28 protein-coding genes are annotated in these 26,427 nt (G+C 71.1%); 10 read left to right on the top strand and 18 right to left on the bottom strand.

Annotated features, from left to right (window positions below; genetic code table 11):
• Complete coding sequence (locus tag ACFSKW_RS38025; protein ID WP_379578320.1) at positions 1-483, top strand: NUDIX domain-containing protein; 483 nt, start codon at positions 1-3, stop codon at positions 481-483.
• A 14-nt stretch (positions 484-497) separates the two neighbouring features.
• Positions 498-1,400 carry a GTPase Era gene (era, locus tag ACFSKW_RS38020; RefSeq protein ID WP_379578318.1) on the top strand — a complete coding sequence of 301 codons (903 nt, stop codon included), beginning with the start codon at positions 498-500 and terminating at the stop codon, positions 1,398-1,400.
• Between the two features lie 118 nt (positions 1,401-1,518).
• On the opposite strand, the gene ACFSKW_RS38015 is transcribed toward era, so the two are convergent.
• Positions 1,519-1,980, bottom strand: a complete 462-nt coding sequence (locus tag ACFSKW_RS38015) for a hypothetical protein (RefSeq protein ID WP_379578316.1) — start codon at positions 1,978-1,980, stop codon at positions 1,519-1,521.
• A 40-nt stretch (positions 1,981-2,020) separates the two neighbouring features.
• Between ACFSKW_RS38015 and ACFSKW_RS38010 the strand changes: the two genes are divergently transcribed.
• Positions 2,021-2,383, top strand: coding sequence for a DUF1304 domain-containing protein (locus tag ACFSKW_RS38010; protein ID WP_379578314.1), 363 nt, complete (start codon positions 2,021-2,023; stop codon positions 2,381-2,383).
• Here the strand turns inward: ACFSKW_RS38010 and ACFSKW_RS38005 are convergent.
• A complete protein-coding gene (locus tag ACFSKW_RS38005) occupies positions 2,332-3,555 on the bottom strand; it encodes an MFS transporter (protein ID WP_379578312.1) in 1,224 nt (407 codons plus the stop codon). The genes ACFSKW_RS38010 and ACFSKW_RS38005 overlap by 52 nt on opposite strands.
• 101 nt (positions 3,556-3,656) lie before the next feature.
• Between ACFSKW_RS38005 and ACFSKW_RS38000 the strand changes: the two genes are divergently transcribed.
• Positions 3,657-4,148: a MarR family winged helix-turn-helix transcriptional regulator gene (locus ACFSKW_RS38000; RefSeq protein ID WP_379578310.1), complete on the top strand. Its 492-nt coding sequence runs from the start codon at positions 3,657-3,659 to the stop codon at positions 4,146-4,148.
• 111 nt (positions 4,149-4,259) lie between these two features.
• On the opposite strand, the gene ACFSKW_RS37995 is transcribed toward ACFSKW_RS38000, so the two are convergent.
• The 7 genes from ACFSKW_RS37995 to ACFSKW_RS37965 form a co-directional block, all read right to left on the bottom strand.
• Entirely contained in the window at positions 4,260-5,198 is a 939-nt protein-coding gene (locus ACFSKW_RS37995) for an urease accessory protein UreD (RefSeq protein WP_379578308.1), read from the bottom strand.
• Positions 5,198-5,869: an urease accessory protein UreG gene (gene ureG / locus ACFSKW_RS37990; protein ID WP_379578306.1), complete on the bottom strand. Its 672-nt coding sequence runs from the start codon at positions 5,867-5,869 to the stop codon at positions 5,198-5,200. Before ureG ends, ACFSKW_RS37995 begins: the two co-directional genes overlap by 1 nt.
• Positions 5,870-6,053: 184 nt before the next feature.
• The gene (locus ACFSKW_RS37985) at positions 6,054-6,800 is read right to left on the bottom strand and encodes an urease accessory protein UreF (RefSeq protein WP_379578304.1); all 747 of its coding nucleotides are present in this window, start codon (positions 6,798-6,800) and stop codon (positions 6,054-6,056) included.
• Complete coding sequence (locus ACFSKW_RS37980; protein ID WP_379578302.1) at positions 6,800-8,497, bottom strand: urease subunit alpha; 1,698 nt, start codon at positions 8,495-8,497, stop codon at positions 6,800-6,802. The genes ACFSKW_RS37985 and ACFSKW_RS37980 overlap by 1 nt, the downstream gene beginning before the upstream one ends.
• Positions 8,490-8,801: an urease subunit beta gene (locus ACFSKW_RS37975; protein WP_379578300.1), complete on the bottom strand. Its 312-nt coding sequence runs from the start codon at positions 8,799-8,801 to the stop codon at positions 8,490-8,492. The genes ACFSKW_RS37980 and ACFSKW_RS37975 overlap by 8 nt, the downstream gene beginning before the upstream one ends.
• Positions 8,798-9,100 carry an urease subunit gamma gene (locus ACFSKW_RS37970; RefSeq protein WP_379578298.1) on the bottom strand — a complete coding sequence of 101 codons (303 nt, stop codon included), beginning with the start codon at positions 9,098-9,100 and terminating at the stop codon, positions 8,798-8,800. The genes ACFSKW_RS37975 and ACFSKW_RS37970 overlap by 4 nt, the downstream gene beginning before the upstream one ends.
• Before the next feature lie 63 nt (positions 9,101-9,163).
• Positions 9,164-10,693: an endonuclease/exonuclease/phosphatase family protein gene (locus ACFSKW_RS37965; RefSeq protein ID WP_379578296.1), complete on the bottom strand. Its 1,530-nt coding sequence runs from the start codon at positions 10,691-10,693 to the stop codon at positions 9,164-9,166.
• A 235-nt stretch (positions 10,694-10,928) separates the two neighbouring features.
• Between ACFSKW_RS37965 and ACFSKW_RS37960 the strand changes: the two genes are divergently transcribed.
• Complete coding sequence (locus ACFSKW_RS37960) at positions 10,929-11,840, top strand: TAXI family TRAP transporter solute-binding subunit (RefSeq protein ID WP_379578294.1); 912 nt, start codon at positions 10,929-10,931, stop codon at positions 11,838-11,840.
• Here ACFSKW_RS37960 and ACFSKW_RS37955 read toward each other — a convergent pair.
• From ACFSKW_RS37955 to ACFSKW_RS37935, 5 genes are all read right to left on the bottom strand, one after another.
• Positions 11,819-13,165 (bottom strand): sensor histidine kinase, encoded by a 1,347-nt coding sequence (locus ACFSKW_RS37955; protein ID WP_379578292.1) that lies wholly within the window; start codon positions 13,163-13,165, stop codon positions 11,819-11,821. The genes ACFSKW_RS37960 and ACFSKW_RS37955 overlap by 22 nt on opposite strands.
• A complete protein-coding gene (locus ACFSKW_RS37950) occupies positions 13,162-13,824 on the bottom strand; it encodes a response regulator transcription factor (RefSeq protein WP_379578290.1) in 663 nt (220 codons plus the stop codon). The genes ACFSKW_RS37955 and ACFSKW_RS37950 overlap by 4 nt, the downstream gene beginning before the upstream one ends.
• A 134-nt stretch (positions 13,825-13,958) precedes the next feature.
• On the bottom strand, positions 13,959-15,272 hold the full coding sequence (locus ACFSKW_RS37945) for an MFS transporter (RefSeq protein WP_379578288.1): 1,314 nt from the start codon (positions 15,270-15,272) through the stop codon (positions 13,959-13,961).
• A gap of 143 nt (positions 15,273-15,415) precedes the next feature.
• Positions 15,416-16,402, bottom strand: coding sequence for a GNAT family N-acetyltransferase (locus tag ACFSKW_RS37940; protein ID WP_379578286.1), 987 nt, complete (start codon positions 16,400-16,402; stop codon positions 15,416-15,418).
• A gap of 63 nt (positions 16,403-16,465) precedes the next feature.
• Complete coding sequence (locus ACFSKW_RS37935) at positions 16,466-16,711, bottom strand: DUF2630 family protein (protein WP_379578284.1); 246 nt, start codon at positions 16,709-16,711, stop codon at positions 16,466-16,468.
• 38 nt (positions 16,712-16,749) lie between these two features.
• Here ACFSKW_RS37935 and ddaH point away from each other — a divergent pair, with 38 nt between their 5' ends.
• Positions 16,750-17,508, top strand: coding sequence for a dimethylargininase (gene ddaH, locus ACFSKW_RS37930; protein WP_379578282.1), 759 nt, complete (start codon positions 16,750-16,752; stop codon positions 17,506-17,508).
• Between the two features lie 153 nt (positions 17,509-17,661).
• A complete protein-coding gene (leuA, locus tag ACFSKW_RS37925; protein WP_379578280.1) occupies positions 17,662-19,368 on the top strand; it encodes a 2-isopropylmalate synthase in 1,707 nt (568 codons plus the stop codon).
• Between the two features lie 114 nt (positions 19,369-19,482).
• Here leuA and ACFSKW_RS37920 read toward each other — a convergent pair whose 3' ends face one another.
• Positions 19,483-20,181: a TetR/AcrR family transcriptional regulator gene (locus tag ACFSKW_RS37920; RefSeq protein WP_379578278.1), complete on the bottom strand. Its 699-nt coding sequence runs from the start codon at positions 20,179-20,181 to the stop codon at positions 19,483-19,485.
• Between the two features lie 114 nt (positions 20,182-20,295).
• On the opposite strand from ACFSKW_RS37920, the gene ACFSKW_RS37915 reads away from it, so the two are divergent.
• The 3 genes from ACFSKW_RS37915 (at position 20,296) to ACFSKW_RS37905 (ending at position 22,679) form a co-directional block, all read left to right on the top strand.
• Positions 20,296-20,649: a YrdB family protein gene (locus ACFSKW_RS37915; protein ID WP_379578277.1), complete on the top strand. Its 354-nt coding sequence runs from the start codon at positions 20,296-20,298 to the stop codon at positions 20,647-20,649.
• 108 nt (positions 20,650-20,757) lie between these two features.
• Positions 20,758-21,669, top strand: a complete 912-nt coding sequence (locus ACFSKW_RS37910) for an NAD-dependent epimerase/dehydratase family protein (protein WP_379578275.1) — start codon at positions 20,758-20,760, stop codon at positions 21,667-21,669.
• Between the two features lie 98 nt (positions 21,670-21,767).
• Positions 21,768-22,679, top strand: coding sequence for a Gfo/Idh/MocA family protein (locus ACFSKW_RS37905; protein ID WP_379578273.1), 912 nt, complete (start codon positions 21,768-21,770; stop codon positions 22,677-22,679).
• A gap of 137 nt (positions 22,680-22,816) precedes the next feature.
• Here the strand turns inward: ACFSKW_RS37905 and ACFSKW_RS37900 are convergent, their stop codons facing one another.
• The 3 genes from ACFSKW_RS37900 to ACFSKW_RS37890 form a co-directional block, all read right to left on the bottom strand.
• Positions 22,817-23,641 carry a trypsin-like serine peptidase gene (locus tag ACFSKW_RS37900; RefSeq protein ID WP_379578271.1) on the bottom strand — a complete coding sequence of 275 codons (825 nt, stop codon included), beginning with the start codon at positions 23,639-23,641 and terminating at the stop codon, positions 22,817-22,819.
• Positions 23,642-23,956: 315 nt separating this feature from the next.
• Positions 23,957-24,967, bottom strand: a complete 1,011-nt coding sequence (locus tag ACFSKW_RS37895; protein WP_379578269.1) for an acetamidase/formamidase family protein — start codon at positions 24,965-24,967, stop codon at positions 23,957-23,959.
• Positions 24,968-25,018: 51 nt separating this feature from the next.
• Positions 25,019-26,404 carry an APC family permease gene (locus tag ACFSKW_RS37890; protein ID WP_379578268.1) on the bottom strand — a complete coding sequence of 462 codons (1,386 nt, stop codon included), beginning with the start codon at positions 26,402-26,404 and terminating at the stop codon, positions 25,019-25,021.
• Positions 26,405-26,427: the final 23 nt, after the last annotated feature.

Here is a 26,427-nt window from a genome sequence, read left to right as displayed (position 1 = left end):
ATGGCCATGTCGCCGTTCCTCGCCGACCTGCGCAAGCTGGTGGGCAACAGCCTGCTGATGCTGCCCGCCGCCACCGGCTGCGTCTTCGACGACGAGGGACGGTTGCTGGTGGCCCGCCACGCAGGAGAGACGGGCATGTGGGCGCCGCCAGGGGGCGGCATCGACCCCGACGAGCGCCCCGAGCACGCGGTGGTCCGCGAACTGCGCGAGGAACTCGCCGTCGACATCGAGGTGCGCGGCCTGATCGGCGTGTTCGGCGGGCCCGAGTTCCGCACCACCTACCCCAACGGCCACCAGGTGGCCTACGTCAACGCCGTGTACGGCTGCGCGCTCACCGGCGGCACGATCACGCCGGACGGCGAGGAGATCACCGAGGCCCGCTTCGCCACCGAGGCCGAGCTTGAGGGCCTGTCGATGCCCGCCTGGTCCCCGCGGGTCCTGCCGCGGGCTTTCGGCTGGTGGCGAGAGCGCTGGTCGGCATAGGCGAGAATTCTTAGGTGACCAGTAACCATCGCGCCGGATTCGCCTGCTTCGTCGGCCGCCCCAACGTCGGCAAGTCCACGCTGATGAACGCCCTGGTCGGCACCAAGGTGGCGATCACCTCCTCCAAGCCGCAGACCACCAGGCGCGCCATCCGGGGCATCGTCCACCGCCCCGACGCACAGCTGATCATCGTCGACACGCCTGGCCTGCACCGCCCGCGCACCCTGCTCGGCGAGCGGCTCGACAGCCTGGTGCTGTCCACGCTCACCGAGGTCGACGTCATCGGCTTCTGCGTGCCCGCCAACGAGCCGATCGGCAAGGGCGACCGCTTCATCGCCGACAAGCTCGCCGCGGTCAAGCGCACGCCGGTCGTGGCCGTGGTCACCAAGTGCGATCTCGCGTCCAAGGAGCAGATCGCCGAGCAGTTGCTCGCGGTGTCGCAGCTGGCCGAGTTCGCGCACGTCGTGCCGGTGTCGGCAGAGAACGGCGACAACCTCGACGCGCTGGGGTCGGTGCTGATCTCGGAGCTGCCCGAGTCGCCTCCGCTGTACGAGGACGGGCAGCTCACCGACGAGCCCGAACAGGTGCTGGTGGGGGAGCTGATCAGGGAGGCGGCGCTCGAAGGCGTGCGCGACGAACTGCCCCACTCGATCGCGGTCGTGGTCGACGAGATGCTTCCGCGCGAGGGGCGCGACGACCTGCTCGACATCTACGCCCACATGTTCGTCGAACGGCCCTCCCAGAAGGCGATCGTCATCGGGCACAAGGGCGAGCGGCTGCGCGAGGTCGGCACCAGGGCCCGCAAGCAGATCGAGGCGCTGCTCGGCACGCGCGTCTACCTCGACCTGCGCATCAGCGTGGCCAAGGACTGGCAGCGCGACCCGAAGCAGCTGCGCAGGCTGGGCTTCTACGACTGAGGTCTCCCGTACGGCACGCCGGCCCGGTGCGGTTCATCGCGGGACGCGCGGGCGGATCAGCGCGGGGGTGGGGTCGCGAGGTGTGTGCGGGCCGGCCGGCGTGGGATGCGTCGGCGGATCAGTCCAGGCTGCGCGGGCGGGTCAGGGCGAGCAGGGCCAGGGTGGTGACGGCGAGCGCCGCCGCCAGGGCCGCGAACCAGCCGGGCCGCAGCCCAGGCTCGATGGACAGCACCCCGAGGTCCACGAACACCCGGTCGCCGATGCCCCGAGGATCGGCCACGTACATCACCAGGAGCACGGCCGCGACCAGGCCGGGCAGTACGGCGAGCGCGGTCAGCAGCCGGCCCCGCAGCAGCCCCGCGACCCCGAGCGCGGCGGCGGCCAGGCCCGCGACGAGCGTGTAGACGCCGAACGGGTCGTCGACGCCGCGCACGTCCTGGCTGACGCCCGCCCCCAGCACCTCCAACCTGGCGTCGATGCCCGCCCAGGGGAACAGCGCTGACAGGGCGAGGAGCAGACCCGCGAGGACCACGGCGACGGCGACGCCGCGCCTGCTGGGGCGTGCGAGAGTGTCGGCCACGCCCTCACGATACGCCGCGAGCGCGTGAGAGACTGATCATGTGAGCGTGGTGGCGGACATCCTGGTGGCGGCCGTCGCGCTGCTGCACGTCTACATCCTGGTTCTGGAGATGTTCCTGTGGACGACCCCGAGGGCGATGAAGGCCTTCGGTATGACCAGGGAGTTCGCCGAGCAGACGAAGGCCCTGGCGGGTAACCAGGGCCTCTACAACGGCTTCCTCGCGGCGGGGTTGATCTGGAGCCTGGTGGCGGCCGACCCCGTGGGTTTCCAGGCCAAGGTGTTCTTCCTGGTCTGCGTGGCGGTGGCCGGTCTGTACGGCGCGGCCACCGCGAGCAGGAAGATCCTCTTCGTTCAGACCGTTCCGGCGGTCGTGACGCTCGCGGCCGTGCTGATCGGGCGCTGAGCCCGCCTGCGCTCCAGCAGCCCTGAGATCACGGCCAGCCCGAGCGCCGAGCCCGCCATGAGCGCGCCCACCACGTTGGGGGCGGTGATGCCGAACCCGCCGGAGATGACCAGCCCGCCCAGCCACGCGGCCAGCGCGTTGCCCAGGTTGAACGCGCCGACGTTGACGGCGGAGGCGAGCGTGGGCGCGCCCGAGGCCAGGTCGAGCACCCGCTTCTGAAGCGGCGGTACGGTCGCGAAGCCCAGCAGGCCGATCAGGACGACGGCGACCGCCGAGGCGATCTGGGAGTAGGCGGCGAAGGCGAACAGCGCGAGCACCGCGGCGACCGCGGCTAGCGAGACGTACAGCAGCGGCATCAGCGCGCGGTCGGCCAGGCGGCCGCCGACCAGATTGCCGATCACCATGCCGATGCCGAGCAGCACCAGGATCCAGGTGACGCCGGATTCGGCGAAACCCGCCGCCTCGGTCATCATCGGCGCGATGTAGGTGATCGCCGCGAAGACGCCGCCGAAGCCGAGCACGGTCATGGCCATGGCCAGCAGTACCTGAACATCGCGGAAGGCGGCCAGCTCGCGCAGGACGAGGCCGCGCTCCCCCTGGATGTGCTTGTTGGCGGCGCTGGGCGCCTCGTCGGCGGGGATGAGCAGGGCGACACCGATCACCGCGAGGACGCCGAGGACGGCGACGGCGGCGAAGGTGAGGCGCCAGCTGGTCTGCTGGCCGAGCAGGGTGCCGAGCGGCACGCCGACGACGTTGGCCAGCGTGAGCCCGGTGAACATCAGCGCGATGGCGCTGGCCCGCTTCTGCGGTGCGACCAGGTTGGCGGCCACCACCGAGCCGATGCCGAAGAAGGCGCCGTGGGCCAGCGAGGTGACGATCCGCCCGGCCAGCATCAGGCCGAACGCGGGCGCGACGGCAGACAGCAGGTTGCCCGCGACGAAGATGCCCATGAGGGCCATGAGCATGGTCTTGCGCGAGACGCGGGTACCGAGAATCGTCATGAGCGGAGCCCCGACGAGGACGCCCACGGCGTATCCCGAGGCCAGGTATCCGGCGGTGGGGATGGAGACGCCGTACTCGACGGCGACCTGGGGCAGCAGCCCCATGATGACGAACTCGGTCGTCCCGATCCCGAAGGCGCCGATGGCCAGGGCCAGGAGTGCGATGGGCATGACAGATCCCCCGACTAGAAGAGTGGAACGCGTCCACAATAGTTGCATGCGCGGGATACATGCAAGCGCCTTATATTGCACGTGGGAGGTATCCTGGGGGCATGCGGAACCTTCTGGCGCAGAGCTGGTGCACGCTGTCGGCGCTGCACGGCAGGATCGACGCGCACATCGAGCGCGCGCTGCAGTCCGCGCACGGCCTGAGCGTGCGCGAGTTCTCCGCGCTGCTCGTGCTCAGCGGGCAGCACTCGGGCGAGGGCGGGCACCTGATGATGAACCAGCTCGCCGACGCCGTCGGCCTCAGCCAGAGCGCGACCACCCGCCTGGTGACCCGGCTGGAGGACAGAGGGCTGCTGTCGCGCTACCTGTGCGCGACCGACCGGAGGGGCATCTACACCGACGTGACGCCCGAGGGCCGCGAACTGCTGGGCCTGGCGCAGCCGACCAACGACGCGGCGCTGGCCGCGGCGCTCGCCGAGGCCGAGCGGCAGCCGGAGCTCGCGCCGCTGGTGGCCGCCGTACGGTCGCTCGAATCGAGCTGGCCCGCGCCATCCGCCCCCGCCGACGCCGCAGGGGCGCGCACGGGAGCAGCGTGATCCCCTACCCTCGCGACGCCGCAGGTGCACACGGGGGCGGTCCGACCTGAGGGCGCCCGCATCCTCGGGGTCCTGGGCAGGGAGGCGGGCCTGCCGGGCGAGTGAGGCGTCTCAGCGGTCCGCGCCGCCCGTCACCTGAGCCTCGCCCCACTCCAGCAGGCGGCGCAGTTCGACGGCGTCACGGGCCAGTGCGGAAACGAGCGTGCCGGGGCCGGCCAGCGGGAGGACGGCGACGCCCTCCCTGACGACGGCCTTCCCTATGACGGCCTTCCCTGTGACGGCTGTCCCGGTGACAGCCTCCCTGATCATGGCCTCCCCGATCACGGCTTCCGTGGCGATGGCTTCCCCGGTGACGGCTTCCCTGATCACAGCTTCCCTGGTGACGGCTTCCCCGATCACGGCTTCCCTGGTGACGGTCTCTCCGGTGACGGTCTGCGACGGCGAGCGGCGCGGGGGAGCGGCGAGCAGGGTGGTGCCGACGCAGCGGGCCGGCCCGTAGACGGCGGGGGAGGCGTCCAGCGCGGGATCCCCCACGACGAACTCCTGACGCAGCAACGGCACGCCCTCCACCGTGGCGTCGAACCTGGCGTGACACCGGCCGGGAGCCTCGCCGTGGCGGCCGAAGACGATCTCCTCCCGCCAGCGCACCCGGGCGCCCTCGGCCAGCGAGAGCCGTACCACCATCCGGTGCGAGCAGCCGGCCGCCAGGACGGTCGGCTCGGGAGCGAAGGACAGAGCGGCGCCCTCGCCGACCCGCGCCGTGACCACCGACAGCGACTCGCCCCGCCCCGGCAGCACCAGCGTGCTCGCGATCGACCCCACCCGCAGACTGGTGCCGGGCGCCACGTCGAGGTCGAGCTCGAAGCGGTCGCCGCCCAGCGGGCCCGCCGCGGTGGAGACCAGATGCACGGCGTGCGGCCCGGTCTGGCGCAGCGTGAGCGGCGGTGCCGAGCGCAGCACCGGTAGGACGGTCCGCCCGCCGGACAGCGCTGTCGCCACGGCGGCGCGGGCGTGCATGGCTCTCCAGCCCGGCGGGGTCGCTCCCGTCATCAGCCGACGGGCTCGTGCTCGTGCGCCCAGTCGTGGACCCGCTCGGCCACCCACACGGCGACCTCGGCCGCGCCGCCGTCCCGCCTGATGGACGTGAAGAGCACGGGCCTGCCCTCCCGTACGGCGGCCGCGTCGCGCTCCATCACGTCCAGGTCGGCGCCCACCAGGGGAGCGAGGTCGGTCTTGTTGACCACGAGCAGGTCGGCCGCGGTCACTCCCGGGCCGCCCTTGCGCGGCACCTTGTCCCCGCCGGAGACGTCCAGGACGAAGATCTGCCTGTCGGCCAGTCCCCTGCTGAACGTCGCCGTCAGGTTGTCGCCCCCGCTCTCCACGATCACCAGGTCGAGGGGCCCGAACCGCTCCTCCAGCGTCTCCACCGCGTCGAGGTTCGCGGCGATGTCGTCGCGGATCGCGGTGTGCGGGCAGCACCCCGTCTCGACGGCGAGGATGCGCTCGGGGTCGAGCACGCCGGCCCTGCGCAGGAAGTCGGCGTCCTCGGTGGTGTAGATGTCGTTGGTGACCACGCCGAGGCGCAGGTGCGCTCCGAGCGCGCGGCACAGCGCCGCGACCAGCGCGGTCTTGCCGCTGCCCACCGGCCCGCCGATGCCGAGGCGCAGGGCGCGTCCGTGGCCGTCCGGGGCGTGGTGGTGATCCTCGTGGTCGGCTCCCATGCGGGTCCTTTCTCGAGCGGTCAGCAGACACTTGAGCGGGTCGGGAGCCTCCTGCGCGGGTCAGGAGACTCTTGGGCAGGGAGGGAGACCCCTACCGCGGGTCCGGAGGCTCTTGGGCAGGGAGGGAGACCCCTACCGCGGGTCAGGAGGCTTTGGGGCGGGTCGGAAGGGTTGTGGCGGCGGGTCAGGAGACGAACAGACGTTGGGCCGTCTGCGCGTGCCGTTCGGCGAGCAGGTCGAGCGCGGGCGCGGACGGCGCGGGCAGCGGGCCGTCGCGGGCGGCGCGGGCGGCCCTGTCCGCCACCGACTCGAGGTCCTGCGCGAGGCCGGCGAGCAGGCGGTGCACCTCGACGGGATCGAGGCCGAGCAGCCGTACCGCCGCCGCGGCCGGCCCGGACACCGCGTGGTAGGCCGCGGCCGTGGCGGCGGCCTCGGGCGCGATCCCGGCCGCGTGCGCCACCGCGCCGAGGGCGACGGGATGGTGAGGATGCGGTACTGCCAGCGCCAGCGCCTCCAGCGGGTCCGACGGCCAGACGCGCCTGGCCACCCTGAGCAGGAGCCTGCCCTGCTGCCTGGCCGCTTCGCGCTGGGCGGGCGAGGCGGTGACCGCGTCGGCCTCGGCATCGAGTTCCGCCCAGCTCAACGGCGCGCCCGGCGTGAACGCGCCCGCCGCACCACCGGCAGGCGCCGCGCCCGCCGTGTCACTCACAGGGCCGCCCATGGGCGCCGCACCCGCTGTACGGCACGCGGCGGCGGCCAGGGCCGCGCTCACCACGCCCGTCGTGTGCAGGCGGCCCACGAGGAAGGCGCGCAGGGACGCCACGTCGTGCACGGCCCCCGCTCTGACGGCCTGTTCCGTGCCCCCCGAATGGGCGTGACCACCGGCGGGCAGCCGCGAGTCGGCCAGGAGCAGGAGGGCGGCGGCGCTCATCAGAACAGGAAGTAGCGCTGTGCCATGGGCAACTCCACGGCCGGCGCCGGCTCGATCAGCTCACCGTCGACCCGCACCTCGAAGGTGTCGGGCGCCACGTCGATCCTGGGCAGCGCGTCGTTGAGCGGCATGGCGTCCTTGCCGCGCCGCCGTACGTCGGCGACGGGGACCAGTCGGCGGCCCACGTTCAGCCGGTCGCCCAGGCCGGCCTCCAGCGCGAGAGGGGAGACGAAGTGCACCGAGGTGGCGGCGGCCGTCACGGGAGCGGCGCCGAACATCGGCCTGGGCATGACCGGCTGGGGCGTGGGGATGGAGGCGTTGGCGTCGCCCATCTGCGCCCACGCCACGACGCCGCCCTTGAGCACGAGCGTGGGTTTCACGCCGAAGAACGCGGGGTCCCACAGCACGAGGTCGGCCAGCTTGCCCACCTCGACCGAGCCGACCTCGGACTCCAGCCCGTGCGCGATGGCGGGGCAGATCGTGTACTTGGCGACGTAGCGCCGGGCGCGCAGGTTGTCGTCCATGCCGCCGCGACGCCCCTTCATGACGTGCGCGGTCTGCCACGTGCGGATGATCGTCTCGCCGACGCGTCCCATCGCCTGGGAGTCCGAGCCGATCATCGAGATCGCGCCCATGTCGTGCAGGACGTCCTCGGCGGCCATGGTGGACGGCCTGATCCGCGACTCGGCGAAGGCGAGGTCCTCGGGGATCGACGGGCTCAGGTGGTGGCAGACCATGAGCATGTCGAGGTGTTCGTCGAGCGTGTTGACGGTGTGCGGCCTGGTCGGGTTCGTGGAGGAGGGCAGGATGTTGCGGTAGGCGGCCACGCGGATGATGTCGGGCGCGTGCCCGCCGCCGGCGCCCTCGGTGTGGTAGGCGTGGATCGTCCGGTCGCCGATCGCCTTCAGCGTCGACTCGACGAACCCCGCCTCGTTGAGCGTGTCGGTGTGGATCGTGACCTGCACGCCTGTCGCGTCGGCCACCGCCAGGCAGGTGTCGATCGCGGCAGGTGTGGTGCCCCAGTCCTCGTGCAGCTTGAAGCCGGACGCGCCGGCGCGCAGTTGTTCGAGCAGGCTCTCGGAGCTGACGGTGTTGCCCTTGCCCAGCAGCGCGATGTTGACCGGGAAGGAGTCGAGCGACTCCAGCATGTGGCGCAGGTACCCGGCGCCGGTGACCGTGGTGGCCTTGGTGCCCTCGACGGGTCCGGTGCCGCCGCCGACGATCGTGGTGACGCCCGAGCCGATCGCCTCGGTGAGGATCTGCGGGCAGATCAGGTGGACGTGGGAGTCGACGGCGCCTGCGGTGAGGATCTTGCCGTTGCCCGCGAGGATCTCCGTCGAGGGGCCGATGACGATGTCGACGCCGTCCATGGTGTCGGGGTTGCCCGCTTTGCCGATGGCGGTGATCCGGCCGTCGACGACCGCGACGTCGGCCTTGATCACGCCCCAGTGGTCGAGGATGACGGCTCCGGTGATGACCAGGTCGGCGGCGCCTTCGGCGCGGGTCGCACGGGACTGGCCCATCGACTCGCGGATCACCTTGCCGCCGCCGAACACCGCCTCGTCGCCTGCGCCCGCGGGACCCATCGAGCGGTCCTCGGTGACCTCGATGAACAGGTCGGTGTCGGCGAGCCTGATCCTGTCGCCCGTGGTCGGGCCGTACATCGCCGCGTAGCGGGCGCGGGAGATCTCAGGCATCGAGCGGCCCCGCCCACTCGGGACGCAGCCCGGCCACGATCCGCCGCCCCGCCAGCGGGACCAGCGTCACGTCGCGTTCCACGCCGGGCTCGAACCTGGTCGCGGTCCCTGAAGGCACGTCGAGCCGCATGCCCCACGCCGCCTTCCTGTCGAAGTCCAGGCCGGGGTTGGCGGCGGAGAAGTGGTAGTGCGAGCCGACCTGGATCGGCCGGTCGGCGGTGTTGACGACGCGGACGGTCACCCGGTCCCTGCCGGGGTTCAGGGGGAGGCCGCCCGCGGGGTGCTCGTACTCGCCGGGGATCACGGGATCGGCCTGTGCACGGTGACGAGCTTGGTGCCGTCGGGGAAGGTGGCCTCGACCTGCACCGAGTCGAGCATCTCCGGCACGCCGTCCATGACGTCGGAGCGGGCCAGCACCTGCCGGCCCGCCTCCATCAGATCGGCGACGGTGCGTCCGTCCCTTGCCCCTTCCATCAGGAACGACGCGATGAGTGCGGTGGCCTCGGGGTGGTTGAGCCGCAGGCCTCTGGCCCGCCGGTCGCGCGCGACCCCGGCGGCGACATGGATGAGCAGGCGTTCCTGCTCGTGTGGGGTGAGCCGCATGGCCGGACCTTAGAGAGGCGCGGTTTCCCAGGCGTTGCGCGGCCGTGTCGGACAGGTTTCGCGCTACTGGAGCGAGAACACCGTCAGCACCGCCGCGTGGTCGGAGGTCCAGGCGTTGTCCTTGTGGCCGGGGATCGGCGCGGGAGTGCCCTCGACGACCGCGGCCGAACTCTGGACGCGCAGACCGCCCTTGTAGTGGATGAAGTCGATGCGGTCCTGCGGCTCCGGCTCGCCCTTGTGGGAGTCGTGCCCGTATCCGCCGGTGAACGTGGTGTAGATCGGCGACCAGGTGGTGCCGGGCTCGGCCACGGGGTCGGGGTGGGCGACGCGGAAGGAGTCCTTCAGCCCGGCCCGCTCGGGGACGACGGAGGTGGGCCAGGCCACCGAGTCGTAGCCGCACTTCCGCATGGCGGGCGTCCAGTCGAGGTGGGAGGGGGCGTTGAAGTCACCCATGAGCAGGACGGGGGTGCGCTCGGAGGCGGCCAGGTCGCCCTTCATCGCCTTGATGACGCCCTCGATCTGCGCGGTACGGCCGGACTCGGCCTCCCTGGCCATGAGCCTGTCGACCGGGTACTTGCCGAAGCACGCGTCGTAGGGGCCGTAGGGGGTGTAGCCGAGGTGGACGTTCCACAGCGCCACCTCGCTGCCGCGCCGGTCATCGACCCTGATCCGCACGTTGGAGGCGGGCAGCCCCGACTCCGACGGCAGCGGGCCGCGCGAGGTGATCGGGTAGCGGCTGATGACCCCGACGTCGGGGCCGGCCTGGTGATAGTCCCAGCCGAGCGCCTCGCCCAGGTCCTTGGCCGAGGTGCCGCTGCTCTCCTGCACGCCGACCACGTCGATGTCGTGGTCGAGCAGGAACTTCAGCTGCTTCTCCCTGCCGCCGCGCACCTGGGTGCCGCCGTGCCAGAGGTTCCAGCTGAGCGCCTTCAGTTCGGGCACGAGCGGCGCGCCGGGCGGCCTGACCCTGATGCTGACCTGGGTCGTGGCGGTCTCGCCCGCCGCGTTGGCGGCCTCGACGGTGGCCGTGACGGTCTTGGCGGAGGTGGAGGCGGGCGGGGTGCCGGTGATGGTGCCGTCATGGCCGACGTCGAGCCAGCCGGGCCCGCTGACCTTGCGGAATCCGGTCACCTCACCCCTGACCAGGCCGTGGACGGTCGCGGAGTAGGGGCTCTTGGCGCGGGCGTTGCGCAGCGGGATCGAGCCGGTGACGAAGTGGAGGGGCTGGTCGCTCACGATCCTCAGCTTGGCGGGATCGGCCAGCCACTGGTAGCCGTCCTTGGCCAGCGAGTAGGCGACGTAGTTGCCCGGCTCGAGGCCGTCGGTGTCCAGGGAGGCCGTGCCGCTGCTCTCGCGGACGTAGACCCACTTCAGGGAGGGGCCGACGTACTTCTGGTCGACGGGGCCGTTGCCGGGGTCGGTGTAGAGGCCGATCCAGTTCTTCGGGTCGGGCGCGGGGGTGGAGTAGCGGAGCTGGATGGGGTCGCCCGCCTTCACCGAGGCGGAGACGGGGGTCAGCGTGCCGTCGGGGGCGGCCGCCGTGAGGGAGAGTGCGGCCAGGAGGGAGGCCGCGATGGAGAGAGTCCTGCGCATGGAGGAAGCATCCATGACGAGAGTAAATACCAGATGTACGCAGATTGACCAGTCGTCATCGCCTCTAGCTGGACAAGTGTGCACCTCTTGTCTGAACAAGTGTCGGCAATCGACTCCGGCTGGAGATCCTCCCCTCGCTCGAAGCCCTGCTCAGGCGGCCCGCGGGTTTCCTGCCGGTCGGACGGCAACAGCAGGTCAGGGGGCTTTCGGCGGTGTGACCGGATACCTTGGGGGCATGTCCGTCACCCGCCGCGCCTTCCTCGCCTTGGCGGCGGGGCTGGCCGCGGGCTGCGCGGCCGGCCCCGACGAGACGGCCAGGCTGCGCATCGCCACAGGTCCCGTCGGCGGTCCATACGAGGTGCTGGGCGACCGGCTCGCCGCCGAGCTGCGGCGACGTGGCTTCGGCGTCACGGTGCTGCGGACCGCCGCCAGCATCGAGAACCTCGCGATGCTCGCCGACGGCAGGGCCGATCTCGGACTGTCGCTCGCCGACAGCGCCGACGAGGCGGTCCGGGTGCGCCACGACCCGGTCTCCGCGCTGGCCAGGATGTACATGAACTACGTCCACCTGGTCGTCCGCAAGGACTCGGCCATCACCAGGATCCAGGACCTGGCGGGCCGCGCGGTCTCGACGGGCGCGGACGGCTCGGGCACCGCCTTCACCGCCGAGCGGGTGCTGGCCAAGGCCGCGCTCAAGGAGCGTGCCCGCACCTCGCGGCTCGGCCTGGACGAGTCGCTCAGGGCGCTGGCCGTCGGCGGGGTCGACGCCTTCTTCTGGTCGGGCGGCGTGCCCACGCCCGCGCTGGTCACCAGCGCGCACCCGATCAGGCTCCTGCCGCTCGACTCGCTGGTCGCGCCGCTGCGCAGGCAGTACGGCCCGCTCTACGAGAGCGCGATCGTCCCGGCGGAGGAGTACGCCCAGCCGGCACCGGTGCCCACTGTCGGCACCCCCAGCTACCTGGTGTGCAGGGCCGGGCTCGCCGACGAGATCGCGTTCTCCGTCACCGAGACCCTCTTCGCCAGCCGCGACAGGCTCGAAGCTCCCGACGCGCCAGGCGGGCGGCTCGACAAGCGCTACGCGATCGGCACGGGCGCCGTCCCCCTGCACCCGGGGGCCGCCCGCTACTACAGGTCCGTGTACGGCTGAGCCAGCCGCAGCTCGACCACCAAGCCGCGCGGCTCGTTGGCCGCCAGGCCCAGCGTCGCCCCGCACGCCCTGGCCAGCTCGGCGGCGATGGCCAGGCCGAGCCCGCTGCCCGGCACGTTCGCGTGCGTGCCCGCCCGCCAGAACCTGCCGAGCGCCTGCGCCCGCTCCTCCTCCGGCAGCCCGGGGCCGTCGTCGGCGATGCGCAGCACCCCGTCCTTCAGCGTGACGGTGACGGTGCCCCCTGGATGGACGAACTTCTGCGCGTTGTCCAGCGCGATGTCGGCGACCCTGGCGGCCGCCTCCGGCACCGCGGCGTCGTCCTGCCCCAGATCGACGTCGAGCGTGAGGTCCTTGGCGGTGTAGACCTCCCTCCAGCCCGCCAGCCGCGGACCCAGCGAGGTGACCGCGTCGAGCTGCTGGGTCACCGCGCCTGCCTCGACCCTGGCCAGCGCGAGCAGGTCCTCCACGAGGCCGGCCAGCCGGTCGACCTCGGCCAGCGCCTCCTCGAACTCCATCGAGCCTTCGTCCTTCAGATGCGGCTCCAGGTTCTCCAGCCGCAGCGACAGCACGGTGAGCGGGGTGCGCAGCTCGTGCGAGGCGTCGGCCACGAAGGCGCGCTGCCGGTCGAGCGTCGTGGAGACCGCGTCGGCCATCGCGTTGAACCGCTCTTCGAGCCGCCGCAGCTCGGTGGGGCCCACGCCGGGGTGGGCGCGGGCGTCGAGGTGGCCCTCGGCGATCGCCTGCGTCGTGCGGTCGAGCTCGGTGACGGGCCGCAGGATCCACCTGGCCAGCCCCCTGGCGGCCAGCACCGAGTAGCCGAGCGCCACGAGCGCGCCGAGCGCGAGCCCCGCCCACACCAGCGAGACGTCGGCGCGCGCCTGCGTGGTGGGTGCGAGCAGCAGCACCACGCCCGACAGCTGCGCGTCGCGGCCCGCCGGCTCGGCGATGAGCACGTGGTCGGGCCCGAACGGGCTGATCGTCGGCAGATCCTCGGTCGTCTGCCCGGACAGCGCCAGGCGGACCGCGGCCGAGGTGTCGGCGCTCATGTCACCGGCGTCGACCAGGCTCGCGCCGTCGCGGTCCCTGACCTGTACGGCGGCGCCGTACAGGTCGGCGTAGCGGATGACCTCCGCCCTCAGCGCCGTCCTGTCCCCCTCCCGCGCGGCCTGGTCGGCCAGCTCGGCGAAGCGGGTGGCGTCGGCGCGGCGGTCGAGCAGCAGCCGGTTGGTGCGGTGCGAGGCGTAGGCCATCCCGAGGGGCACGGCCAGCGCCGCGATCATCAACACGATCAGCGTGGTGAACGTGACGACCAGGCGGTGTCTCACTGCCCGCCCAGCCGGTAACCCGTGCCGCGCAGCGTCTCGACCAGGCCGGGCCGCCCGGTCTTGGACCGCAGGCCCGCGACGTGGACGTCCAGCGAGCGGGACGCCGACAGCAGCGGGTCGCCCCACACCTCGTCGAGGATCTCCTCGCGGCTGCGCACCACGCCGGGCTCCCTGGCCAGCAGCGCGAGCACGTCGAACTCCCGCCTGGTCAGCGTCACCGGCTCGCCGCCCACGCTCACCTGGCGGGTCCCCAGGTCGATCCGCACGTCGCCGACCGTGATCACATGGTCCCTCGCCGGCATGGGGCGGGTGCCGCGGCGCACGACGGCCTCCATGCGGGCCATGAGCTCCGCCGTACGGAAGGGCTTGACCAGGTAGTCGTCGGCGCCGGAGCGCAGGCCACGCAGGATCTCGCGCTCGTCCGTGCGGGCGGTGACCACGATGATCGGCACGGCCGAGACCCGGCGGACGCGGCGCAACGCCTCCAGCCCGTCCATGTCGGGCAGGCCGAGGTCGAGCAGGACGAAGTCGACGCCCCCCGAGAGACGGAGGGCGTCGACCGCGAGCCCCGCGCGCACGATCTGGTGACCGTGCCGCGACAAGGCCGTGGTCAGGGCGGCCGCGAGCCGGTCGTCGTCTTCGACGAGGAGAACTCGCATGTTAGGAGCGTAGTGACAACGAACGCGTGGTGGGGACCACGGGCTCGCGGCGGTCTGTCGCACGCGTCCGTCGTTCCATCATGTCGCTCCCGGGCCTCGTTCCTGGATCTCGTCCCTGAACCTGGGTCTCCTCCTTACGCGCGGGCGAGCTGGGGCTCGGCCTGCTCGCGGGAGGACAGCGCCGCGTCGCGGGTCTCGCGCATCGTGAAGTAGACGACCAGGGAGACCGCGGCACAGGCAGAGACGTACCAGTAGAAGCCGGACTCGATGCCGCTGTCCTTGAACCACAGCGCCACGTACTCGGCGGTGCCGCCGAACAGCGCGTTGGCGATCGCGTACGGCAGAGCCACGCCCAGCGCCCGCACGTGCGTCGGGAACAGCTCCGCCTTCACCACCGCGTTGATCGAGGTGTAGCCGGTGATGATGATCAGGCCGGTCAGGGAGAGGAGCAGCGCGCCCCAGAAGCCGGTGACACCCGACAGCGCGGTCATGAGCGGCACCGTGCCCAGCATCGAGCCGAAGCCGAAGGTGATCAGCAGCGGGCGGCGGCCGATCCGGTCCGACAGCGCGCCGGCCAGCGGCTGGACGCACATGAAGATGAACAGCGCGCAGAAGCTGACCAGCGTCGCCGTGGTCTTCTCCAGGCCCGCGGTGTTGGACAGGTACTTGGTGAGGTAGGTCGTGTAGGTGTAGTACGCGACCGTGCCGCCCATGGTGAGCGCGATGACCAGGAAGAACTCGCGCTTGTGCGTGAACAGCTGGCGCAGCGTGCCGCGCTCGCGCCTGACCTCCTTCTCCTCCTCGTCGAAGACCTCGGTCTCCATGAGGTTGCGGCGCAGGTAGAACACCACGGCCGCGGCCAGCGCGCCGACGATGAACGGGATGCGCCAGCCCCACGACTTCAGCGCCTCCTCGGTCATCGTGTTCTGCAGGATGATCTGCAGGCCGAGGCCGACGAGCTGGCCCGCCGTCATCGAGACGTACTGGAAGCTGGAGGCGAAGCCGCGCTTGCCCGCGGGGGTGGCCTCCGTCAGGTAGGTGGCGCTGGCCGCGTACTCCCCGCCGACCGAGATGCCCTGCAGGAGGCGCGCCACCAGCAGGACCGCAGCGCCGAAGTACCCGGCCGCGGCGTAGGTCGGGGCGATGGCGATCAGCAGCGCGCTGGCCGACATCAGCGTGACGGTCAGCGTGAGCGCCGCCTTGCGGCCCTTCCTGTCGGCGTAGCGGCCGAGCAGCCACCCGCCGATCGGCCGCATGAAGAAGCCGACCGCGAAGATGCCCGCCGTGTTGAGCAACTGGGCGGTGGCGTTGCCCTTCGGGAAGAACGAGCTCGCGAAGTAGACGGCGAAACTGCTGTAGACGAACCAGTCGTACCACTCGACCAGGTTTCCGATCGATCCGCCGAGCACCGCCTTCCAAGGGGTGCGCGCGGGTGCGTGTGTCGTCAAGGGGGACCTCCTGCGAGAGTCGTTGCAGGTCGTAGGCTCTCCGCGGAAGGTTCTTCCGTCCAGGGGGATGACCGGTTATCTAACGTCCGCTTAACACAACGGAAATCAACCGAATGTAGGATGAATTTTTCGGCCGGGTCCGGTCAGACCTCGAGTTGCCACTGGTTCCACTCGTCGAGCAGCTCGAATCCCATGACCTCGTTGATCGCCAGCATGTGCGCGTTGGATCGGGCGTTCCAGGTGATGACACGCTCGACCTCGGGCTCCATCTCGCGGAACCACAACAGGTTCGCCAGCTTCAGCACCAGCCCGAGCCGGTGTCCCCTGTGCTCGCGCAGCACCACGGTGTCGGCCTGGCGGCCCCAGCCGTCCGGCTCCGCGCGATCGACGTAGATGCGGGTGTAGCCCGCGACGGCGCCGTCGGAGGCCCGCCTGGCGATCGTGGAGTAGGTGTGCTGCATGAACTCGACGTCCATGGCCTCGCCCAGCCGCACGCGATCGGCGTCCCACTTCAGGCCGTCGACGTCGTCGCTGTGCGGCGCGTCGTTCATGCCCTCCATCATCAGCGCCAGGTCGGCGTGCAGTTCCGGGCCCGCAGCTCCTGACCACCGCTCGAGCCGGTAGCCGGCGGCGTGCCCCGCGGCCTCTGCCCGCATGCGTTCGAGCGCGCCCCAGTCGGCCGTGCGCAGGTCGAGCACCCTGCGCGCCTCACCGATCGAGGGCCGGAACCCTGTCGCGAGGGCGAACCCGTCGGCGTGGTCGCTCGCGTCCGCCTCGGCGAGCAGCAGGCGGCGGCCCGTCGCGCGGACCCTGCCCGCGGCGTGGCCGACCAGCGCGGCACCGATGCCGCGGCGGCGGCGCTCGGGCACGACCATGGGCGAGTGCAGCACCCCGAGATGGGTGTTGTCGGCCATCGGCAGGCTCAGGCCGTACCCGGCCACGACCCGGCCGTCCTCGACCACCGTCCACGCCTCCGTCACGGTGCCGGGAGCGCCGCGGGACACCATCCTGACGAAGCTCGGCAGTGACATGCTGGGGCCGGGAAGATGGGCGTAGGCGGCCAGATGCGCGTCGTGGAGCCCGGTCAGCAGCCCGCCGGGCGAGTCGAAGTCGATGCGCTGGATGTCCATGAGGTCAGGCAATCGCACGGACCTGCGCGAACGCCATCGATTTTCCGCCCGGGCGGCCCGCCGCTACTGCTGGTAGTTCTCGACCTCGTTGGCCGGGCGCGGTGCCGCGTAGTCGGGGTCGTCGCCCACACCGCGGCGGGCCCTGCGCTGCCGGAGCAGATCCCAGCACTGGTCGAGCGACACCTCGAGCTCCTTGACCCGGGCGTTCTCCTCGTCCGTGGTCACCTCGCCCGAGGCGAGCCTGCTGCGCAGTTCGTGCTCTTCCGATACGAGGGAGCTGATCCTGCTGAGAATCTCGTTGTCCTGCATGGATCAGACTCTAGTCACAGCGTGGTAGAAATCGTCCCATGTCTGGTATTGCCCTGGTCAGAACGCCTGGTCCCCGACTCGCCGAAGGCATCGTCACGAACATCGCGCGCGAGCCGGTCGACGCGGACCTGGCCGCCCGCCAGCACGCTCGCTACGTCGAGGCGCTCGGCGAGCACGGCTGGCAGGTCCGGCACGTCGAGCGCGCCGACGACCTCCCCGACGGGGTCTTCGTCGAGGACGCGGTCGTGGTCAGCGCGGGCACCGCCGTACTGACCAGGCCGGGAGCGCCCGAGCGGCGGCCCGAGGTGGAGACGGTGGCGGCGGCCGTGCGGAAGCTGGACCTGGAGGTCAGGCGCATCGAGGGGCCCGGCACGCTGGACGGCGGCGACGTCCTGCAGGTCGGCTCGCGCGTCTACGTCGGCAGGTCGGCCAGGACCAACGACGAGGGCATCGCCCAGCTCGCCGCGCACCTGCCCGAGCGCGAGGTCGTCCCCGTCGAGATGCGCGGCGTGCTCCACCTGAAGTCGGCCGTCACCGCGCTGCCCGACGGGACGCTCATCGGCGACCCCGCGTGCGTCGACCTGCCGGACCTGCTCGTCCCGGAGGAGGAGGCTGGCTCCCACGTCGTGCTGCTGGGCGGGCACACGGTGCTGATGGCCGCCTCGGCCCTCGCGACCGCCGCCTCGCTCGAACGGCGGGGGCTGAAGGTGGTCCGGGTGGACATCTCGGAGTTCGAGAAGCTCGAAGGCTGCGTGACCTGTCTCTCCGTTCTCGTGTCTCGCGATGTGAGACCTTGACACAGCCGTTCCTGAGCGTCTGGTAACGTGCTTGACGTGCTGCATGGACTGCTTCTTAGCTGCCGCGGCGGGGGCCTCTAGAAGGCCGGCTCCCTCGTCGCGGAGCGAGTCATGCGCGTCGGCCGCCTCCTTTCGACCGACGAGGACCGTGAAATGACCGCTCAGCAGCCCAGCTCCATGCCCTTCCAGCGCTACCAGCCGTTCGAGCCCGTCAGGCTGACCGACCGCACCTGGCCCGATCAGGTCATCGCCAAGGCGCCCCGATGGTGCGCCGTCGACCTGCGCGACGGCAATCAGGCGCTGATCGACCCGATGGACTCCCACCGCAAGCTCAAGATGTTCGAGCTGCTGGTACGGATGGGTTACAAGGAGATCGAGGTCGGCTTCCCCGCCGCCTCGCAGACCGACTTCGACTTCGTCAGACAGATCATCGACGAGGGCCGGATCCCCGACGACGTGGTCATCCAGGTGCTGACCCAGGCCAGGCCCGAGCTGATCGAGCGGACCTTCGAGGCCATCCGGGGCGCCAAGCAGGCCATCGTCCATCTGTACAACTCCACCTCCACACTGCAGCGGCGGGTCGTGTTCGGGATGGACAGGGAGGGCATCACCGCGATCGCCGTCGAGGGTGCGAAGCTGGTGCGCAAGCTGGCCGAGGCCTCCGACGTGGACGTCCGCTACCAGTACTCGCCCGAGTCGTTCACCGGCACCGAGCTGGAGTACGCCGTGGAGGTCTGCGACGCGGTCAACGAGGTGTGGCAGCCCACCCCCGACCGCAAGGTGATCATCAATCTGCCCGCGACGGTCGAGATGGCCACCCCCAACGTCTACGCCGACCAGATCGAGTGGATGCACCGCAACCTGGCCAACCGCGACTCCATCATCGTGTCGCTGCACCCCCACAACGACCGCGGCAGCGCCGTGGCCGCCGCCGAGCTGGGTTACATGGCAGGCGCCGACCGCATCGAGGGCTGCCTGTTCGGCAACGGCGAGCGCACGGGCAACGTCTGCCTGGTGACCCTGGGCATGAACCTGTTCTCGCAGGGCGTCGACCCCGAGATCGACTTCAGTGACATCGACGAGATCCGTCGTGTCACCGAGTACTGCAACCAGCTGCCCGTGCACCCGCGTCACCCGTGGGGCGGCGAGCTGGTCTACACCGCCTTCTCCGGCTCCCACCAGGACGCCATCAAGAAGGGCTTCGAGCACCTGGAGGCCGACGCTGCCGTCGCGGGGGTGCCGGTCGACTCGTTCACGTGGGCGGTGCCGTACCTGCCGATCGACCCGAAGGACATCGGCCGCACCTACGAGGCGGTCATCAGGGTCAACAGCCAGTCGGGCAAGGGCGGTGTCGCCTACATCATGAAGGCCGACCACCAGCTCGACCTGCCGCGCAGGCTGCAGATCGAGTTCTCCAAGGTCGTGCAGGCCCGCACCGACGCCGAGGGCGGCGAGATCTCGCCCGCCGCGATGTTCGAGATCTTCACGGACGAGTACCTGCCGAACCCCGCCAACCGCTGGGGCCGTCTCGGCCTGATGGCGCACCGGCACGAGTCCACCGTCGACGAGAAGGACCGGATCAGCGCCGACGTGCGGGTCGACGGGGAGATCCGCGAGGTCGCGGGCACCGGCAACGGCCCGATCTCGGCCTTCATCGACGCGATCTCGGCGCTAGGGGTCGAGGTGCGGGTGCTGGACTACGTGGAGCACGCGATGAGCGCGGGCAGCGACGCCAAGGCGGCGTCCTACCTGGAGTGCGACGTCAACGGCGAGGTGCTGTGGGGGGTGGGCGTCGACGGCAACACCACCACCGCCTCGCTCAAGGCGATCATCTCGGCGGTGAACCGCGCCTCGCGCTGACCTGATCTCCCACCGAAGGGGCACGGCTCGCCGAGCCGTGCCCCTTCGGCGTCCTCCTGCGTGCCGGGCGCTCCGGCCTCCTCCGGTTCGCCCGCCGGCCGGAGACCGTCCCCGTCAGCGAAGGCCCGCGTAGTGCGCGATCGAGATGGCGCCGTGCTCGAAGGTGGCCGCCTTGTCGGTGATCACGTTGTTGTACATGCCGAACAGCTCGAAGCTGACCGCACCGTAGATCCACGTCCACGCGTGCAGCCCGCGCAGGATGCCCTCGTCGGGCAGGCCGGGGAAGACCGCTTCCCTGAGGGCGGCCGCGTCGCCCGCGAACTCCTCGGGCGCGGTCGTGCCGTCGGGTATCCGGATCGCGCCCGCGGCCTGGGCCTCCGCGAACAGCCTGCCGAGCATGATCCCGTCGCGGGCCGCGGGGTCGATCGTGTCCTGCGGCGCCTGGTAGCCGGGGACGGGCGTGCCGTGGATCAAGGCGTACTCGTGCGGATGCGCGAGCGCCCACTCCCTGATCGCCCGGCACATCGCCAGCCAGCGCCCCATGAAGTCCTGCCGGGCGCGGCTCGCGTCGGCCTGCTCGACCACCTCGCCGACGGCGTTGTAGGCGTCGATGATGAGCGCCGTCAACAGGTCGTCCTTCGTCGGGAAATAGCGGTAGATGGCCGAGGAGACCATCCCCATCTCCCTCGCGACGGCCCTCAACGACAGCCCCGCCGCGCCGTCCGTGGACAGATGACGCCGGGCGATGTCGGTGATCTCCCTGATCAGCTCCGCGCGGACACGTTCTCTGGCGGTACGGCTAGCGCTCGTCATGCGAAGCACGTTACCAGAGCGCCGCCAAAATACGAGAGCACTGCTCTTGACGAATAGCGCTCTCTTGAGAGAGCATTGCTCTCGTAAGCGAACGGCACTCACGAAGAGGTTCACATGCTCGCCATCGCCAAGGGCGCCAACATGGCCCTGATGTTCATCCTCGAGCTCAGCGTCCTTGTCGCGGTCGGCTACTGGGGCTTCACCACCGGCTCGAACTGGGGCCTGAAGCTGGTGGCGGGTCTGGGCGCGCCTGTCCTGTTCGGAGTGCTGTGGGGGCTGTTCGCGGCGGGCGGCGGCGCCAACGCCACCTACCCGCTGACGGGGATCGCAAGGGGCCTGTTCGAGATCGCCTGGTTCGGCGGTGGGGCCCTCGCGCTCTACGCCGCCGGTGCGCTCACCCCCGCCGTGATCCTGGCTGCCGCCTTCGCCGTCAACGCGGTCCTCCGCCTCGTCTGGCACCAGGCCTGACCGTCACGGCCCGCCCGCGCTGACGGTGAGGGCCTCCTGGACCGGGCGCGCCGCCGCCCGGGAGTCGCGTCTAAAGTTGTCCGTCGTTCCTCAGGAAGCAGGTTGATCATGGGTAAGCACGTCGTCGTAGGCGCCGGTCAGGTCGGTCCGCACGTCGCCCGCAAGCTGATCGCGCAGGGTCACGAGGTCGTGGTCGTCACCCGTTCGGGCAGCGGTCCCGAGGGTGCCACGAAGATCGCCGCCGACGTGGCGGACGCCGCCAGGCTGTCCGAGATCGCCAAGGGAGCCGACGCCATCTACAACTGCGTCAACCCGAAGTACCACCGCTGGCTCACCGACTGGCCGCCGATGGCGGCCTCGTTCATGGCGGCCGCGGAGTCGAGCGGGGCGGTGCTGGCGGCGGTGGGCAACCTCTACCCCTACGGCCCCGTCAGCGGGCCGATGACCGAGGATCTGCCGCTGGCGTCCACCAACCCTAAGGCGCAGGTCAGGGCCAAGATGTGGACCGACATGCAGGTCGCGCACCGGGCGGGCAGGATCAGGGCGACCGAGGTGCGCGGCTCCGACTACTTCGGCCCGGGCGCCACGGACCAGTCCTTCCTGGGGGACAGGTTCATCAAGCCGCTCAGGGCGGGAAAGACGATCCCGCTCGTGTGGCCCGCCGACGTGCCGCACAGCTGGACGTACCTGCCGGACGTGGCCGAGGCCCTCATCGTCGCGGCGAGCGACGAGCGGGCGTGGGGCGGTGCCTGGCACGTGCCGACGAGCGAGCCGCGCACCTTCCGCGAGATCGGCTCCCTGATGGCGGGCATCCTCGGACGGCCCGCGCCCAGGATGAGCCGGCTGCCGTGGCCTCTGGTGCGGGCGATCGGGCTGGTCAACCCGCTGATCGGTGAGCTGCGGCACACTCGCTACCAGTTCGTCGAGCCGTACGTGCTCGACTCGTCGGCCTTCACCGACACCTTCGGGGTGAAGCCCACCCCGATCGACGACGCCCTGCGCGCGTCACTCGGCGAGTAAGCACCGCCTGGAAGAAGGGGCCCCGCGGCGCGGGGCCCCTTCTTCCAGGCGCGCACGGGGCGGCGGGCACGCGGCGGCGGGCGCACTACGCTCGGTGCATGAAGATTGCCATGATCGGCCTCGGTGACATCGCGGAGAAGGCCTACCTGCCCGTGCTGTCCGCCCAGCCCGGCCTCGACCTGCACCTGTGCACCCGCAACGAGCAGACGTTGCGGCGGCTCGAAGAGGCGCACCGCGTGGCCGGCGGGTACACGTCGGTCGAGGAGGTGATCAAGGCCGGCGTCGACGCGGCGTTCGTGCACGCGGCCACCGAGGCGCACCCGGAGATCGTGGAGCCGCTGCTCAGGGCGGGGGTGCACGTCTACGTCGACAAGCCCGTCGCCTACACCCTCGAGGAGACCAGCCGGCTGGTACGGCTGGCCGCCGCCGAGCGCGTCTCCCTCATGGTCGGCTTCAACAGGCGTCACGCCCCCGGCTACGCGGGGATGCTCGACCTGTCGCGACACCTGGTGCTCATGCAGAAGAACCGCCCCGTCATGCCGGACACGCCGAGGAGGGCGGTGTTCGACGACTTCATCCATGTGGTCGACACGTTGCGGTTCCTGGCTCCCGGCCCCGTGACGGAGACGCGGATCCGCACCAGGATGCGCGACGGCCTGGTCGAGCACCTGGTGCTGGAGCTGGCGGGAGAGGGCTTCATGGCCCACGGCGTCATGAACAGGGTCGGCGCGGCCTCCGAGGAGAGTCTGGAGGTGCTGGGCGAGGGCGTGAAGCGGCGGGTGGTCAACCTGGGCGACGTCGTCGACTACGGCCCCGCGGGGGAGACACTGACGCGGCGGCCCGACTGGGTGCCGGTGTCGCGGCAGCGGGGGATCGAGCAGGTGACCATGGCGTTCATCGACGCGGTGCGGGCGGGCGAGGTGCTGGGCGCGCAGGACGCGCTGGCCACGCACGAGGTGTGCGAGGAGATCGTCGCCGCTTGCGAGCGCCAGGCGGCGCTCGTCTCCTGACGCGCCGGCCCATCGTCTGCCGCGTGCCCGCCCTCATCCGCAGGGCCTTTCCTTCCCGCGCGCCTTTCGTCTGCCGCGTGCCCGTCGTCTCCTGCGCCCGTTATCTTCCCGAGGCCTGTGGGGTAGTGGAGGCAGGGTCAGGGAGCGAAGGTCCGTGGGCGCATGGCGCGGTCGGCGGCCGCGAACAGCTTGCCGAACGGCTTGGGGGTCAGCCGCGTCATCACCGTGAACCCCGCCGCGTCCCGCATCGGGCTGGACGACGAGACCACGCCCGCCACCGCCCCGCCGTACAGGGCGGGACCGCCGCTGGCGCCGGGGGCGGCGTGGCAGTTGCGGGTGACGAGCACGCCGGGCCCGCGGGCACCGCCCTCGGTGGCGTCGCCGACGCAGCGGTACATGTCGGTGCCGGGGTAGACACCGCTGATCGGGTAGCCGAGCATCTCGAGGCGCGACAGCGAGCCGCCCTTGCGGGTGAGGTACGGCCTGAGCCCAGGGCCCGTGACCTCCTCCAGCTGGCGTGCACCGCCGGCCACGCCGACCAGGCCGACGTCGTAGGGCAGCTGGGCGGCGGAGTACGGCCTGGCACGCCACCGCTTGGGCACCCAGACGCGCACGGCGGGCCAGACGCCGAACGTCGCCTGGCCCGTGCCGTCGCTGTTGTAGGCGGGCATGAAGGCGACACGGCTGTAGCGGTGGCCGTTGCCGTACAGGCAGTGGGCGGCGGTCAGGACCAGGCTGCGGCTGCGTGACCTGAGCACGACGGCCCCGCAGACGAGGTCCGTGCGGGCGACGGGGTCGTGGCTGACCAGGATCCCCACGAGCTGGCGCAACCCCCCGTACGGCCGGGCGACCCCGGCGTAGCCGAGCCGGTCGCCGCCCGTGGTGAGGATCCGGCGATTCGGCACCGAACGGCCCGCCGCCGAGGACGCCACCGACGACTCCGGCGCCAAGGGAGGCGCCACCGAGAATCCGGGCGCCGAAAGGCGGAGAACCGGAAGATCTGGTGCCGCAACACCGGATGCCGCAACACCAGACGCCGGAAGACCGGATGCCGCAACACCGGGTACGGCCACACCGGACGCCGGAAGACCGGATGCCGGAGGCGCGGCGTCCGACGGTGCCACGTCGAGGCCGGAGACGCTCGAGCCGGAGACGCCGGTGCTCCGGTCTGCCGTGTCCTTCACGTCCATGACGGCGGCTTCTCCCGCCGGCAGGAGCAGCCCTGCCGCCACCACGAGCCTGAGCACCCGTTCCCCCAAGAATTGATCTTGCGAACTCTATCGGGCGCTGTAGCGTTTTGCCAGGTCACACAGCGTGGCGTGGGCCGCGCCGTACACCTCGGGGTCCTTGAGTACCACCTTGGGGACCTTGGCGACCATTGTGTAGTTGGTGTCGCAGACGTTGCCGACGGGCGCTTCGCCCGCCTGGCTGATGAGCTGGTAGGCGTCGAGCTCGTCCAGTCCCGTCAGCGAGGCGGACCAGGTGACCAGGTCGTGCTGGCTGATGCGGTAGGCGTCCTCGAGCGGCCTGGCCGAACCCGTGGACATCAGGTGGTGATCGTCCTCGAGGCGTGGCCACGGAGTGGCGACGCCCTTGATCAGCTCGACCGCGACCACGGTCTTCATCGCGGCCTCGATCGCCGTCCCGCAGACCTCGCCGTGTCCCTGCCGGGCGTGGCCGTCGCCGATGGAGAACAGGCCGCCCTCGACGTTGACGCCAAGGTAGAGCGTGACGCCGGCGCGCAGCTCGGGAGTGTCCATGTTGCCGCCGTGGGCGTCCGGCGTGATGCTCATCCTGACCTCGTTCGCGGCGGGCGCGACGCCCACCGTGCCGTGCATCGGGTCGAGCGGCAGTTCGACGCTGAAGTCGCTGTTGCGCGCCTGGTAGACCGCCACCCCCCTGGCCAGGTCGAGGTCGTAGCGCCAGACGCGCTCCTCCAGCGGCGGATGGAGCATGGCGGTGGTGTGCGTGGCCGTCAGCGCGCCGAAGTGCGGGAAGGTCGTGGAGACCGCCCAGTCGCGGGCGGGTGTGATGGAGACGAAGTGCAGGGCGAGAGTGTCGCCCGGCTCGGCTCCCTCCACGTGGAACGGCCCTGTCACGGGGTTGAGGTAGGGGAACTCGCACACCCGCGACGGCAGGTCGCCCACCGACCGGACCCTGCCGCCGAAGCAGTCCTCGGTCGACAGTTCCAGGATCGTGCCGGGCCGTACCTTGCCGACCGCGGCCCGGCCGCCGAAGGTGTAGCTCAGCTCGTCGGCGGTGGGCTGGTAGGAGACGATGTTCACCACTCGCTCACACTCCTCGTTCGCTTCGCTCGCTGCGCCGGGTTCGCTCGATGTTCACGACACCTCCGATGGAAGGGTGGGCTTGCGGCCGATGGCATAGGTGACGATCAGGACCACCAGGCCGACGGCGAGCCAGGCGAAGCCCAGCGTCTGCGCGGCCACGCTGGCGTTGATCACCACGAAGACCAGGACGACGAAGCCGAGGACGGGCACGACGAGGTGGGCGAGCAGGTTCCTGCTGTGCCTGCGCACGACGTAGTGGACGACCACCGACACGTGCAGGACGAGGAACGCGGTCATCGCGCCGAAGTTGACCAGCGAGCTGAGCAGTGGAATGCCGTCGTCGCGGGTGCTGAGGTAGACGCCGAGGATCAGGGAGACCGCGGCGACGGCCAGCGTGGCGTTCACCGGCACCTTGTGCCGGGGGTCGACACGGGCCAGGAAGGACGGCAGCTGCCGGTCACGGGCCATCGCGAACAGCAGGCGGGACGTGGCCGCCTGCGCGACGAGGGAGTTGGCGAAGCCCCAGGCGACGGCGGTGGCGACGGCGGTCAGGACGCTCAGCCACGGGCCGGCCGCGTAACGCGCGGCGTCGTAGAACGCGCTGCCGGTCGGGTCGCCCTCCGTGATCAGCTTCTGCCCGTCGACGACGAGCAGCGCCGCCACCCACGTCTGCACCACGAACAGGACCGCGGCCAGCGCCAGGGCGGCCACCATCGAGCGGCCGAGCCTGCGGGCGTCCTCCTTGCTCTCCTCGGCGAGCGTGGAGATGCCGTCGAAGCCGAGGAACGACAGCACCGCGACGGAGGCCGCCCCGAAGACCACGGTCAGCGAGAAGGTGTCGGGGTTGAAGAGCGGTGTCAGGAACCCGGCCGTGCCCCTGCCCATGGCCAGCGCGATCGCGCCGCACACCAGGAAGACGGCCAGCACGATGAGCTCGGCCACCAGCATGATGCGGGTGATCCGCGCGGTCATCTGGATGCCGAGGTAGTTGACGATGGTGTTGAGCAGTACGAACCCGATCAGCCACGCCCACACCGGCACGGCGGGCACGAACGAGTTCATGGCCGCGCTCGCCACCAGGTAGAGCAGCGCGGGCACGAGCACGTAGTCGAGCAGGATCGCCCATCCCGCCATGAATCCAACGGGCGCGGCGATGCCGCGGCCCGCGTACGTGTAGACGGATCCGGCCATGGGGAAGGCCTGGGCCATCTGCGCGTAGGACAGGGCCGTGAAGGCCATGGCGACCAGGCCGATGACGTAGGCGAGCGCCACCATGCCGCCGGAGGCCTGATAGACGGTCCCGAAGATGCCGAAGGGCGCGATCGGCACCATGAAGATCAGGCCGTAGATCATCAGGTCGGCGAAGCTGAGCGAGCGTTGCAGCTCCTGGCGGTAGCCGAACTTCTCGATGGATTCGGGCTCAGGGGGTGAGGTCATACCCAAAAGCTTTCCACAGAAAA

This window comes from Nonomuraea mangrovi (genome assembly GCF_042681425.1).
Lineage (GTDB): Bacteria > Actinomycetota > Actinomycetes > Streptosporangiales > Streptosporangiaceae > Nonomuraea > Nonomuraea mangrovi.
Note: the sequence above shows the minus strand (reverse complement) of the source record. Positions and strands in the feature narration are given on the sequence as shown.